10 protein-coding genes and 1 pseudogene are annotated in these 13215 nt (G+C 67.2%); 7 read left to right on the top strand and 4 right to left on the bottom strand.

Going from position 1 to position 13215, the window contains the following annotated elements:
- Window positions 1-193, top strand: a pseudogene (locus ACIA77_RS24520) (IS5/IS1182 family transposase); the annotation flags it as partial.
- A gap of 704 nt (window positions 194-897) precedes the next feature.
- Here ACIA77_RS24520 and gcvH read toward each other — a convergent pair.
- Window positions 898-1299 (bottom strand): glycine cleavage system protein GcvH, encoded by a 402-nt coding sequence (gene gcvH / locus ACIA77_RS24525; RefSeq protein WP_395888294.1) that lies wholly within the window; start codon window positions 1297-1299, stop codon window positions 898-900.
- Between the two features lie 115 nt (window positions 1300-1414).
- The gene (locus tag ACIA77_RS24530; protein WP_395888295.1) at window positions 1415-2212 is read right to left on the bottom strand and encodes a DUF427 domain-containing protein; all 798 of its coding nucleotides are present in this window, start codon (window positions 2210-2212) and stop codon (window positions 1415-1417) included.
- Between the two features lie 1020 nt (window positions 2213-3232).
- Here ACIA77_RS24530 and ACIA77_RS24535 point away from each other — a divergent pair.
- The 4 genes from ACIA77_RS24535 (at window position 3233) to ACIA77_RS24550 (ending at window position 7435) form a co-directional block, all read left to right on the top strand.
- Entirely contained in the window at window positions 3233-4099 is an 867-nt protein-coding gene (locus tag ACIA77_RS24535; protein WP_395888296.1) for a DUF427 domain-containing protein, read from the top strand.
- The gene (locus ACIA77_RS24540) at window positions 4096-6819 is read left to right on the top strand and encodes an AAA family ATPase (protein ID WP_395888297.1); all 2724 of its coding nucleotides are present in this window, start codon (window positions 4096-4098) and stop codon (window positions 6817-6819) included. The genes ACIA77_RS24535 and ACIA77_RS24540 overlap by 4 nt, the downstream gene beginning before the upstream one ends.
- A gap of 68 nt (window positions 6820-6887) precedes the next feature.
- Window positions 6888-7037 carry a hypothetical protein gene (locus tag ACIA77_RS24545; protein ID WP_395888298.1) on the top strand — a complete coding sequence of 50 codons (150 nt, stop codon included), beginning with the start codon at window positions 6888-6890 and terminating at the stop codon, window positions 7035-7037.
- 38 nt (window positions 7038-7075) lie between these two features.
- Window positions 7076-7435, top strand: a complete 360-nt coding sequence (locus ACIA77_RS24550; RefSeq protein ID WP_395888299.1) for a hypothetical protein — start codon at window positions 7076-7078, stop codon at window positions 7433-7435.
- Window positions 7436-7479: 44 nt separating this feature from the next.
- Here ACIA77_RS24550 and ACIA77_RS24555 read toward each other — a convergent pair whose 3' ends face one another.
- On the bottom strand, window positions 7480-10245 hold the full coding sequence (locus ACIA77_RS24555; protein WP_395888300.1) for an ATP-binding protein: 2766 nt from the start codon (window positions 10243-10245) through the stop codon (window positions 7480-7482).
- A 248-nt stretch (window positions 10246-10493) separates the two neighbouring features.
- A complete protein-coding gene (locus ACIA77_RS24560) occupies window positions 10494-11036 on the bottom strand; it encodes a hypothetical protein (RefSeq protein ID WP_395888301.1) in 543 nt (180 codons plus the stop codon).
- A gap of 405 nt (window positions 11037-11441) precedes the next feature.
- Here ACIA77_RS24560 and ACIA77_RS24565 point away from each other — a divergent pair, with 405 nt between their 5' ends.
- Together ACIA77_RS24565 and ACIA77_RS24570 are read left to right on the top strand one after the other, a co-directional pair.
- Entirely contained in the window at window positions 11442-11741 is a 300-nt protein-coding gene (locus ACIA77_RS24565; RefSeq protein ID WP_395888302.1) for a putative quinol monooxygenase, read from the top strand.
- A 536-nt stretch (window positions 11742-12277) separates the two neighbouring features.
- Window positions 12278-13177, top strand: a complete 900-nt coding sequence (locus ACIA77_RS24570) for an alpha/beta fold hydrolase (RefSeq protein WP_395888303.1) — start codon at window positions 12278-12280, stop codon at window positions 13175-13177.
- The last annotated feature ends 38 nt before the right edge of the window (window positions 13178-13215 follow it).

The following is a 13215-nucleotide window of genomic DNA, read 5'->3' on the forward strand; positions in this document are numbered from 1 at the left end:
CGACGGCACCGATCTTCCGGAATGGAAGGAACAACTCAACGCCGGGCATCGCAAGGTCCGGGCCCGTGTCGAGCACGCGCTGGCGCGGATGAAGTGCTGGAAGATCCTGCGGGACTACCGGCGCGCCGCCATCACGCTGGGCGACACGGTCTCCGGAATCGCACACTTGCACAACATCCTCCTCGCTGGCTGACCGCAACACCCAGCAACACCAACAACAGCATCAGTTACGAGACATCACTTAGGAGCCAACCAGGTGCGATCGCTTCATCACGCGGCTCTTTCTGCCCCCCGGCGACAGCGTCGTGGCCCACACACCGGCTTACCCCGGCGGGCTGCAATTGTTCCAAGACGCCGGCGCGCTGATCGCGCCGGCGGACGTGGACAGTGTGGCGGCAGCTGCCACCGAGCATCGTCCGCAGCTCGTTGACTGGCGAAGAATTCTCCGGCACGGCCGTCACCAGCACCCCGTCGCGAGGCAAACGGAGGGACACACCACCGGCGACCGCGGTGCTCGCCGGGCGGCGACGACGCCACCGATGTTGCGAGGTTCTTCGCTTCCGCCGTCGACGGCATCACGGCCCCGGCAAGTGACGCGTCCGCAGCCTCACCACACACGGTGAAATCGGGTCGGCAGGCGGCAAGGTCCGCTGACCACGGCCAGCTCGGAACGCCATTCGACCGGGCCGGCCAAGACCGGAGCGTCGAACCGGTTCGCCAGCGCCCGCAAGCCCTCGAACAACTCGACGCGCACGAGAGCCGTCTCCAACCAGCGGGTCGAAGCAGAGCAGGGGCGGACCGGCCGCGCGACGTCGAAGACCTTGTGACAGCTGACCGCGTCGCGTGACAACTTTGCTTCCCCAGGAGGGATCGGGTCGGCCACACCAGCCGGCGCTTTCACCCGGCCGTGATTCTCCGGTACTCGTCGGCGGCCAGCAGCTTCTCCTCGCCCGAGCCCTGCGCGGCAGAGTCGTCGATGACACTGAGCTCGACCAGCCAGCCGTCCTGGTACGGGTCGTCATTGACGATCTCCGGACTATCGGCGAGGAGCCTGTTGACCTTGGTGACGACTCCGGACACCGGGGCGTACACCTCGGACACGCTCTTCGTCGATTCGATCTCGCCGAACACCTCTCCGGCCACGAACTCCTCGCCCACCGCGGGGAGGGTGAGCGTGATCAGGTCGCCCAGGGATTCCTGGGCGAAGTCGGTGATTCCCACCCTGGCAACACCGCCGGGCAACATTCGCACCCACTGGTGCTGGGCGGTGTACCGGACGTCGGGATCCACTTCGGCCATCGTTGCACAACCCTCTCTGACGGAATGACGTTTCGGACAGGGAGCCGGTTTCCCCGTCCGCCGGCGAGCGCCACCGGCTTCTCAACGCCCTGCGGCGCGCGGTGGACGAGTCAAGTCAGCGACGCGGCTGCGGCGCGGGCACGAGGACACCGTCCAGCTCGATCTCGATTAGTCCTGGGTCGAACCCGACGAGATCCCCCGGCTCAGGGCTCGGTGCCTTCCACAGCCGAGCCGCGCGCTGCACACCAGCCACGTCGAAGTAGCTCAAGTCGTCCCCAGGTGTGCCGTCCTCGTGCGGGGCGCTTTCAACCAGAATCGAGGGCTCGACGTCCGCCCGCGGGACGCACCAGCGAGGAAGACAGCCGGTCTCGTAGACCACGGCCGGCCTGCTCGAGGCAACTACAACGGTGCCGCCGACCTTGACCACGAGCCTTCGCGAGGTCCGGCGCACATCGACCCTCCGATACGGATCTGGTGCCCCGGCGGCGATGCACTCGCCTTCTTCGCAGAACTCGTCGATCGCGCGCACGCAGAACCCGATCATCTGCGAGAAGTCCGTCGCGTGGGCGGGCGGCTCGATGTGGTGGAAAGCAGCTCGCTCGTAGGTCCGATCGCCTGTGTTCACCGCGTACCAGGCGGTCTTCCCCAAGTCGACGTGACTGGTCACCACGCTCCGGAAGTCAAGGCACTCGACCCGGACGTCCGCCGCGGGAAAGTAGACCACCGGCCGACGTTCTGGCTCGTGCAGCAACACTGCCCTCTCGCTGTCGGCCAGCCAAGTCGAGTCGAAACGCACCCGTAGCCGCCGACGGGCGGGCTCGACGTAAGGCAGGCGTGCAGGCAGCGAGCCGGGTACCAGGAACCGGCCGCGCGGCCGTTCCTTCTGCGGTACCGCCAGCCATGGCAGGGGCACTGTTCACAACTCCTCATCGACCGGATTCGCGAGCAAAGCCGGCTGGCTCCGTCAACAAGTCCCAGTGGGAATCAAACTACGACCGTTCAACTGTCCACTTCGCTGACCACTTCACGGTGTCAGTCTTTCGTAAGACGTCCGAACCTCGGGGACAGCCGGGAGATCCGAGCGCGTGCCCGGCCCATCATGGTGTCGCCCGGGGGTTCGTCGACGCAGGACTTCACCGGCACTTTGACCGAAGGACCGTCAAATCGTGGCGGTGCGGACCTCGCCTGCGATCCGGCCGTGACAAGCCGGCTCGAGCCACGCCGTGGACAGGAGCGGGGCCACCTTCGAATCGCAACTCACTGAGGCAGGCGCTCCATCGAGAGACGACTGCGTCATGATCGAGCACGGCCGCTCGAAGCACCGCGTCGCACGAGCGAAGCACGGCGGTTCCTCCTCCTGGGTGCGAATGTTCCTCCTGCGACACCCAAGCTGCCGGTCGATTGTTGCGATCGACTTGAGCGACCTTTGATCACCGAAAACGATCAAGGGCAGGGTGTCATCCCCGCCCACGCGCGTTTCCCCACCGTTCCGGCACGCGGAACGATGTCATTCTACCGAGTGCTCGAGAGAAGCCAACTCGGGAAGCGCCGACCCGTTGCGCACACCGCTCACCTGGCATGACCCGGGTCTGTCAGGGATGACACCACAGCGCGTCGCGTACCCGGGAGGGGTCCGGCTACCCACCGGGGGATGCACTCAAGACGCCACCGGCCGCAGGCTTGGCCAGTGGATTCGCGAGGCGTGGTGCGAAGAACGACCGATTTGCCCCAGCTGATGCCGAGGACGGTACTCAGCGCGGACTCCGACAGCAAGGACCCCACCAAGAGAGATTGCGCAGCGCGGCCGGCTTGCGCGAAAAGCACCTTGGTTCAGGGCGCGGAGCGCCTCCTCGATGCCGACCGCGCCGGGCCGACGTCGTCACGCGGACAACGGCTCGCAACCCGGCCACGCCTCATCGAGAAAGTTGCACTCATGGGCCTCTCCTGGCACCAAGGCCCGCTCGCGCCGGACGCGGCCGGGCGGTTCCTCACAACCGTCCCGCTGCCCGAGCGGATGCCGTTCGCCGAGCCACTCGGCCGGCGGATGCGCGTCCGGTTCGCCGGCACCTGGATCGCCGACAGCGAGGACGTCGTACTGCTCCACGAACCGAGCCGCCACCCGGTGGCGTACTTCGCCGTTGAAGACATCCTCGAGGAGGTTCTGGTGCCCGCCCGACACACGACGCATCACCAGGACTGGGGAAAGACCACCTGGTACGACGTCAGGACTTCCTCGAAGTCCGCGCGGCACGCCGCCTACCGCCACACCGACCTGCCGGACTACGCGGACGATCTGCGAGGCCGGGTCGCGTTCGTGGGGCGTGCGATGGAGAGCTTCTTCGAAGAAGACGATCAAATCCTCGGCCCCGCCACGGACCCTTACCATCGCGTCGACATCCGACGAGCCGACCGCCACCTCACGGTCGCCGCCGATGGCCGGATCATCGCGGATACGAAAAAACCGTTGGTTTCCTACGAATCGAACTTCGCACCACGGTGGTTCGTCCCCAGGACAGATATCGACCTTGACGCCCTGACCCTGATGGAGTGCCGCACGGTCAGCCCGTACAAGGGCGACTGCAGCTACTACGCGGTGCTGGGACGCCCTGCGGCGGCGTGGTCGTATGAACGGCCGCCGACGGAGGTGCAGCGTCTCGCCGGGCTGGTGTCCTTCGAACCGAGTTCGCTCGAGGTCCGCGTGGACGAGGTGCTCTTGGCTACGGAACCCGAGCAACCGGGCCAATTCGAACACGTCGCCGCCGGCCCCAGAGGTGGGCGAACACCAGGAGGCCGGGCATGACCACGGTGGCGGAAAGCCGGAGAGCGGCGCCCGTGCCGGCCACCCTTGAAGCAACCAAGACTGCAGCCAGCCCCCTCACCGGGCGCAAGTGGGAGATCGCGCGGCTGAACGAACTCGTGCACTCGGCGGTGACCGGCCATGGCGCCGGCCTCGTAGTCCGAGGGGTCGCGGGGATCGGCAAGTCCGCGCTGCTCGCCCAGCTGGCGGAGCTCTCCCCCGCGCACCGGGTCATCCGTCTCGACAGCGCTGCCGCAGAGGCCAACCTGCCCTACTCGGCTCTGCACCAGCTCTGTTCCGAGCTGTCGCACGAGCTCCAGCAGCTCGAATCCCACCATCGGCAAGCGCTGGAGACTGCCATCGGCCGGCGACCGGCTGACGGCGACGACCGGCTCCTCACCTGCGTCGCGCTGGTCGAGCTGCTCTCCCGCGCGGCCGAGCCGCAGCCCCTGGTCTGTCTCGTCGACAACGCACAGTGGACCGACCGCGCCTCCGCGGATGCTCTGGCGTTCGCCGTCCGTCGCCTCAGCTCGGTGCCCGCAGCACTGGTGTTCGCGTCCCGCGTCAGCTGCTTCGCCAGTCTCCCGGAACTCTTGCTCGAAGGGCTGGAGCACGCCGGCGCGCGTTGGCTTTTCGAGTCGGCGCTGCCCGCGCCGTTGGACGAACGGGTGGTCGACCGGATGGTGGTCGAAGCCGACGGCAACCCCCGAACGCTCCTCGAGTCGGCGCGATCGAGCTCCCCGTCGGACCTCGCCGGCGGTTACGGCGTGGTCGTGCCGGCGCAGCCACGTGACACCACCGCCGTCGAATCGCTGACACACGACGGCAAGCTTCTCCTGCTACTGGCCGCGGCCGAGCCACTCGGTGATCCGGTGCGGCTCTTGCGAGCCGCGGCCCAGCTGGGCATCGATCCGCCGGCCGCCGACGAAGTCCGATCGGCCGGCTTGCTCTCCTTCGGAGCGTGGGTCACTTTCCCCGACCCCCGGTGGCGCGGCTCCTACTACGGAACCGCATCCGCGGCCGATCGACGTCGCGCTCACGGTGCGCTGGCAGCTGTCACAGATCCGGCGCAAGAACCCGACATCCACGCGTGGCACCTTGTCCACTCCCGCGTCGATCCTGATGATGCGATCGGCGACGGCTTGGCCAGTGCGGCGGCCATCGCGCGCGATCGCGGAGGCCGCCCCGCCCAAGCGGCTTTCCTCGAACGTGCGGCGACGTACACAGTGGACCCCAGGCTACGGACAGCCCGCGCGGTCGCGGCCGCTGACGTGAGCTACGCGGCCGGCGCCGCCGACACGGCTGCCCGCCTTCTGGCCACGGCGGAGCTCGGGAGCCTCGGTGCCGCGGACCGAGCCCGCGCGGACCACCTGCGCGCCGTGATGGAGTTCGACCTCCACCGCAGCCCCTCCACCGTCGCGGGGCTGGTCGAATCGGCGAAGGGAATCGAGCTCATCAACCCCCAGCTGGCTCGGCCCGCCTACCTCGAGGCACTCAGCGCGGCGATCTTCACCGGTCAGGTCGACGCAATTCGAACGGTGCTGCCCCGGCTCGCCGAAGAGACCCCGAAAGGCTCCGACCGGCTGCTCGAGGGTGTGATCGAACGGTGCACAGGCGGTTACGCCGGTGCGGTGGAATCGCTGAAGCTCGCTTTGAAGACGCTGGACAGCGACCACGAGGAGAGCGCACGATCGCGGGTGCTCGCCTGTTTGGTCGCGGCCGACTTGTGGGACGACGGCACCTGGCACGATCTGACCGCAGCGGAAGTCGATCGGGCCAGGCGCTCCGGCTCTCGTTCCGTCCTGCCGTACTTCCTCACCCACCGGGCACTCGTGGAGATCCACACAGGACATTTCGACGTCGCCCGCTCACTCGTCGCCGAGGCCAGGACAATCACTGACGCGACCGGGCGGCCACCGTTCCCCCATGCAGAAGGTGTGCTGGCGGCCTGGCGCGGGGAAGCGCCCCACGAATTGTCTGCCGCCGCGGAACGGGGAGCGGGCTCGATGAGGTCGCTCGCGCAGTACGCGACGGCCGTCCTCGGCAACGGAACGGGTCACTACGCACGTGCCGCGGAGGCGACCCGCGACTCGTGCATGGGCGATCGACTCGAACTGCAGGGCTGGTCCGTCGTCGAGTTCATCGAGGCCGCCGTTCGCTCGGGCGACCGCGACGCGGCGTCAACCGCGCTCGAGCGCCTCTCGGACCACGCATTCCTCACCGGCACCGAGTGGGCGCTGGGTGTCGAAGCTCGATCACGCGCACTCTTGCGCGAAGGCCGTGACGCCGAGGACCTCTACCTCGAAGCGATCGAGAGGTTGAACCGCTCCTGCATCGCCACCCAACTGGCCCGCACGCAGCTCGTCTACGGCGAATGGTTGCGCAGGCAGGGCCGGCGTATCGACGCTCGCAAAGAACTACGAGCCGCATACGACGCGTTCGCCGGGATGGGTGCGAACGCGTTCGCCGGCCGAGCCTTGCGTGAGCTGCTCGCCACCGGTGAACGAGCTCGGCGGCGCACCGCGGGGACGAGCTCCCGACTGACCCCTCAGGAACAGCGGATCGCCTCGCTCGCCCGGGACGGCCGGTCGAACCCGGAGATCGCTTCCGTGCTCTCGATCAGTCCGCGGACCGTCGAATACCACCTGCACAAAGTCTTCAGCAAGCTCATGATCACCTCACGAAACCAGCTTCACCTCGTGCTGGCGTCCTCCGAAACCTGAACTTCGCGTCATCGTCAGCGTTCTCCGATGACCGGACACGCCGCGCCGACAATCGCAGAGTGGCGGTAATGGCCGTGCTCGATCTGGCCGGGTTCCTCCGTGAGCACGACACCGAGGTCCTCAAGATCCGGCGACCGGTGCCGCTTGACCACGTCGGGGCGCTGGTCGGCGAGGCGACGAGCACGACGATCCCGAGACCGGGCAGGACAACCAGATGAACCCGCGCTGCGGAGTCAACGACGCTCTTCCGCTGGCAATGGGATCCCGTTTCCTGAACACGAAGATGGTGGTCGCGGTCGACCCCGACGTCGACGTCCACGACCCTCGCGACCTGCTGTACGCGATGGCCACCAGGGGCCGCCCCGACCGGGACGTGATCACCCTGGGAAACACGCGGGGCTGGCCGTTCGACCACTCCGCGGACCCGATCACCGCAGCGCTGCCGGACACCGCCGACACCCGTTACGCGAGTCTGTCCGGCCGCTGGGGCATCGACGCCACCGAGCCACCACAACACCACGCGCCGGCTCGAACCGCCTACGAACGCGACTGGCCCGCCCACTGGGGTCGCGTCCGGCTGAACGGCTACCTGAAAAACCCCGTAGTGGAGGCCTGATGTGGTGGATCGAGCATGATCGGATGAATCCTGCCCGCCGGCGGTCAAAGTCCGTCCGGTAGCTCGGTCTGCAGCTGGCTACGCGACGTGATGCCGAGCTTCACGAACACCTTGCGCAAGTGGTACTGCACGGTGTGCGCACTGATGAACAACCGCGCCGCGATCTCCGCATTCGACAGCCCGTCCTTGGCCATCCGAGCTATGTGCCCTTCCTGCGCGGTCAGCTCGTCAGGTCTGGTCGCATCGACTCGTTTGCTCACTCCTCCGCCGGCTGCCTTCAGTTCCCGGCCCGCTCGTTCCGCGAACGCCACAACACCCATCGTCTCCAGCATCTCGTGAGCCGTGCGCAACTGCTCACGAGCTTCGTTCTGGCGGCGCTCCCGGCGAAGCCACTCCCCGTAGAGCAGGTGGGCGCGCGCGAGGTCCACGCGGAGATTGGTGTGGCCGAAGCGGGTGATGGACTCTTGGTACAGCGTCTCGGCTTCGCAGCCCTCGGAAATCAAGGCCTTCGAACGGAACTGAACGCCCAGCGCCCAATCGGAGCCGGCGACACTGGTCGTCTCGGCGAGACGGCGGTAGGCGTTCTCCGCCGTCTCGGTGTCCTGGCTGCGAACGGCGGCTTCGATCAGTTCTACGTGGGGCCACAAGAGCGTGACCGGGCTCGCGTCGAAACTCGCCGCGCGCCGGCCCATGGTGAGAGCCTCGCGATAACGTCCCAGTCCGTTGTAGAGGACTGCGCTGGCCCACTCGGCCGCAGTCGACCCCGCCCCCTCTCCGCGCCGAGTCGCGTCCAACAGAGCCTTTTCCTGCACGCTGGCGCCGATCGCCGCATCGCCGCGAAGGGCCGCCAAACCCACTCCGCCGTAAGCGGTGAGGCCGGCGCCCGTCGCGGCCAAGATCGCCTGCGCTTCGTGCGACACTCGCGCCGCCTCGGTCAGTTCCCCGAAAAAGAGGCAGGCGAGGGCACGCACGTCCAGAGCGAGCGACAGTTCCGGGAACGACCCCATCTCGCGGGCGAGCCGCACGTGGAGTGCCGAGAGCACATCCCAGCGCTCGTCGTCCCAGACTCGCATGGCGTTCGTGCTCGCAAACCACAACCAGCGCAACGTGCTCTCCGGCGACATCCCGGTTCCGTACTCGGCCAACCCCCGGCGGATCGTCGGCAGCCCGGCTTCGTAGCCGCAGGTGAACGAAGCGACCAGCCCGTCCAGGAAAAGGTCGGGTGCGCGGGACTCGGCAGGTTGTGGTGCGGCTGCCGCCGCTCGGGCGACGGCAGCGAGGTCTCCTCCGGGACTGGCGAGCCGGCCCACGAAGATGGCCGCGGCCATCGCCTCCAGGTAGGTTTCACGAGACTGCACGACGTCGATGGGAGCCAGGCGACTCGCCGCTTTCAGCAGCAGCGGGGGTCCGCTGCCCCGGTTCGTGACGAACGCCAGCTGCGCGCGGATCACGTCGATCAGAGCGAGCTGTGATTCGTCGAGCGGACCGGATTCGGCCACCGATAGCAGGTCAGGTACCGCATCGAGAGCGCCGGCCTTCACGTGGATGCGGGCGGCAGCGAGCGCCCGCGTGGTGCGGCGTGCCGGGTCCAGCGTCAGCATCGTCGCGCGCCGAAGAAATCCGGCTGCGGCCGCCAGACCACCGCGAGCCTGTGCCCTGGCGGCCGAGTGCTCGAGCGCCGCGGCGACCGCTTCGTCCGGTCCGACCGCGGCTTGGCCGCGGTGCCAGGCACAGCGGTCGGGGTCGGTCTCACGATCGATGGCTTCAGCAAGGGCCCGGTGGGCCTGCTGTCGCGCTGGCACCGTCGCCGATCGGTAGACCGCCGACCGCGCCAACGGATGTCGAAACCGGACGCGGGTGCCGAGCTCGACCAGACCCTGCTCGATCGCCGGGGTGATCGACGCCGCGTCGATCCCCAGCCAATCGGCAGCGCGCCACAACAGTGCGGGATCGCCGGACGGCTCGCTGGCCGCTACCAACAGCAATCGTCTGGCCTCGTCGGGTAGTGCTTCGACCCGGCGGCCGAAGCTCCCTTCGATGCTGCCGGACAGCGACACGGCGCCGGGCAGCCCGAACCCACCGGCGAGCTCGGTGGGAGTCAGCCCCTTGGGCAGCTCCAGCAGGGCGAGGGGGTTCCCGTGGGTCTCGGCAACGATCTGGCGCCGGATCCGCGAATCCACCGGCCCGCTGAGGACCGTCTCCAGCAGCGTTTCCGCCTCGGCCGGTGGCAGGCCCGCCACGGAGCGCTCAGGCAGACCAACGAGGTCATCGCTCACCACGCGGGTGGCGACGAGCAATCCGATGGACTCCGTACCGAGCCGCCGAGCGACGAAGGCGAGCGCCTGCGCGGACGCTGTGTCGAGCCATTGGTGATCGTCGACGATGCAGATCAGTGGCTGTGTTTCGGCCGCCGCGGAGAGGAGGCTCAACGCGGCAAGGCCGACCTGGAACCTGTCCGGGCTCGGCCCCTCGCAGAGGCCGAAGGCGGTTCGCAGCGCCCCGCGCTGAGGTCCAGGCACCTGATCGAGCCGGTCGAGCAGGGGAACGCACAACTGGTGGAGCCCGGCGAACGGCAAGTCGATCTCCGATTGCACCCCGTTGCTGCGCACTACCCGGCAACCCAGAGCCTGCACCGCCACGTAGTCCAGCAGCGCCGTCTTCCCCATGCCCGGCTCGCCGTGCACGACCAGGGCACGGCTCTCGCCGGAGCGGACATCGCGGATGAGCTGATCGACTACGGCGCACTCGGTCCGCCTGCCGATCAGCTCCGCCGCCCGTCGCCATTGGGGCAGTCCTTGGGGCAGTTCCACGCCGCTACGATAACTACTCGTCAGCAAGCTGTGGAATACCTGATTGAGCCCGTAAGGATGTGATAATGGCACCCTGCTAAGAGCGGCCCGTCCACTGGCCGCAAGCCCCGGGATGCCAGGTGAACAACGTGAAACCAATTCCGGCCGTTGACCGATTAGTCAGGTCATTCGATTTGTTTGTTCGTCGCACTTGAACTCCGTCCAGCTCAGCGCGGCGAACCGCACACCAACCGATCTCGCGGTCGACATCAGGGCGCCACGGCCTCGGCGCGCTCCCAGCCGCGAGGCCGGGCTGTCGTCCTCCCGTTGTCGGCAATGGAGGACACGCGCCACTCACCCGACTGCTTGAGCAAGCTCAGGATGTTCGTTCCCCAATGGTGAACCGCGCCATCAACCAAGAAGTCGTAGTGCGCCCACACCATCGCGATGTCGTCGTCGACTCGGACGAGCGGGTCGTGGAATCGCTCGTCAAGTTCGGCAGTACCGCCCGGCAGGAGATCGGGGAAGTCCGCGAACGGTACCAGCTGAACCTCATGGTCGCGCGAACGCACAGAAACGCCGCCGGGAACCAACAATGCCCGCATTCCTTCCTTGTCGCGACGCGCAACGGTGTCAAGCAGGCGCGCGACAGCGTCGAGCACCTCCAGCTCGTCCTTTGAAACCCGAGAGCGGAAGCCGCCCCGCCCGTCTCCCATGTCGATCCTTCCAGGATTCAGCTCGTGGAGCACGCCGAACTGCTCCGCCACGGCCAACGGGGCTTGGTTGCTCAGCATGACGCCACCGCCCCCCACGGAGATACGAGATTTGTGTCGGCGATCTGGGCGATCAAAACTGCCGGCGCCGGAGTTGCACTGGCCGCCGAAGCGTGATGCTCCGCGACCCGGAAGCGGTGGTAGCCGCCGAGCAGATCAAACCTTTTTGCGAGCTCGACAGTCACGCGGAGGGCCCCGGACCGATCCCGTTCAATGGTGGAAATGTCGAGCACGGACAACGGAACTGACAACACAAGGTCAATTATAACAGAACCCACAGTGCCCCGTGGCACGACTTTTGTTGCTCGTAACAGCAGCGAAGGACCACAGGTTCCGGTTATCCACCCTCGACCAGGTAGCACACCAGGGGAACCACAGATGCGAGGCAAGCAACACTGTGATTGGCTCGAAGCTGCCAAGGAGCACATTTCCAGGAGATTCTTCATGACTGTGGCACAAATCGTCTACATCAGCCCTCAAGACGGCAAGATGGCCGAGGTGGAGCCTTACCTGCGCCGTCTCGTCGAGGCCGCCGGCCGGGAAGACGGCACCTTGATCTACCTGCTGAACGAGAAAGATGGCGAATTCGTGCTGTACGAGATGTACGCGAGTGAAGACGCCATGAACCTTCACAACGAGAACGAAGCACTGCACGAGCTGGGCAGCCGCGCCGGCGAGCTCCTCACCGCCCCGCCCACGATCGAGCGGGTCTCCTACCTCGCCGGGACGGGCCAAGCCGGCTGAGTCTGCACCGCTGGTCACCGCCGTGAGCGGTCTGGTCAGTGGACCGCTCACCGAGCGCACTGGGCCGAAGAGCCATCGGCAGCTGATCCGTTCGCGACCGTCGCCGCGCATCGAGTGGTTTCCCCGCCTCGGCCCCCGAGCCTGTGGGGAAACCACTCTTCCGCGGAGAGCACAGCTTCGGCCCTTGTCTTTTCTTCTCCTTGCATCGAGCACGTCGCAGCGACGCCGCGGGGAATCCCCTGTGGCGACGCCGTGAACCGAGTACCTCTCACCCGGCCTGATAATGTGGTTCCTCTGCGTGGACCCACGATGATCCGTGCGCTGCCACCGCTTCGCATCGGGGCAAACCCCGGCAAGCTCCCCAGCCGATCACCGAGACCGTCCTTGCTCTGGCCACGAGCGATCTTCACCGACATGCGCATCCGCCCGCGCAACAGCCCGGGATGGCGAACATCGCTACCCATCGGGGGATGCGCCCGTTCGCCCGCTGCCGTCATCGTGGGCTGACCGCAGCGGGCGCGCCGAACGGAGCAAACATGGCATCGGTCCACCACCGCAACGCGAGCGTGGACGGGCAACGGCTGTTCTACCGGGAAGCCGGTCCGAAGGACGCGCCCACGGTCGTTCTCCTCCACGGCTTTCCCACGAGTTCGTGCACGTTCCAGAACCTGATCCCGCTGCTGGCCGACCGTTACCACGTCATCGCCCCCGATCACCTGGGGTTCGGCTTCTCGGATGCCCCACCGGTCGACGAGTTCGAGTACACCTTCGACGCACTCGCGAACCTGACCGCCGGCCTGCTCGGCCAGCTCAAAGCCGAACGGTTCGCCCTTTACGTGCAGGACTACGGGGCTCAGGTCGGCTGGCGGCTCGCGCTGGGAAACCCCGGCGCGGTCACCGCGATCGTGTCGCAGAACGGCAGTGGCTACGAGGTCGGTTTCGCCGACGAGTTCTGGAAGCCGGTGCGGGCGTACTGGGCTGAGAGGACACCTCGGACCGAAGCCGCCCTGCGCCAGGCATTGACGCTGGACGCCGTTCGGTGGCAGTACATCCACGGCGTACCGGATCCCAGCCTGATCGGCCCCGACAAGTGGTACCTGGACTTCGCCATGCTGTCCAGACCGGGTAACGACCTCGTGCAACTGCGGCTCATGGCCGACTACGCGCGAAATCTCATCCTGTATCCGCGCCTGCACTCCTACCTGCGCGAGAGCAAGGTTCCGCTCCTGGTCATCTGGGGCCGCAACGACGAGATCTTCCGGCTCGAGAGCGCGCTGGCCTTCACCGCCGACGCCCCGCACGCCGAGGTGTACCTGCTCGACGGCGGACACTTCCTCCTGGAAAGTCACCTCGATACCGCCGCCGGCGCGACCCGCCACTTTCTCGACCGCGCGCTGCTGCCGGCTCCCGTGAGGAGAACTCCCGTTGCACCTTGACGCAGAGACAGAGCTGTCGGTGGCCGGCCCCTCAGCTC

It is taken from the genome of Amycolatopsis sp. NPDC051903, assembly GCF_044452505.1.
GTDB lineage: Bacteria > Actinomycetota > Actinomycetes > Mycobacteriales > Pseudonocardiaceae > Amycolatopsis.

Coding starts and splice junctions, on each gene's coding strand:
- gcvH (WP_395888294.1), bottom strand. CDS start 1,299: ATGGCCGAAGTGGATCCCGACGTCCGGTACACCGCCCAGCACCAGTGG.
- ACIA77_RS24540 (WP_395888297.1), top strand. CDS start 4,096: ATGACCACGGTGGCGGAAAGCCGGAGAGCGGCGCCCGTGCCGGCCACC.
- ACIA77_RS24550 (WP_395888299.1), top strand. CDS start 7,076: ATGGGATCCCGTTTCCTGAACACGAAGATGGTGGTCGCGGTCGACCCC.
- ACIA77_RS24570 (WP_395888303.1), top strand. CDS start 12,278: ATGGCATCGGTCCACCACCGCAACGCGAGCGTGGACGGGCAACGGCTG.
- ACIA77_RS24545 (WP_395888298.1), top strand. CDS start 6,888: ATGGCCGTGCTCGATCTGGCCGGGTTCCTCCGTGAGCACGACACCGAG.
- ACIA77_RS24565 (WP_395888302.1), top strand. CDS start 11,442: ATGACTGTGGCACAAATCGTCTACATCAGCCCTCAAGACGGCAAGATG.
- ACIA77_RS24535 (WP_395888296.1), top strand. CDS start 3,233: ATGGGCCTCTCCTGGCACCAAGGCCCGCTCGCGCCGGACGCGGCCGGG.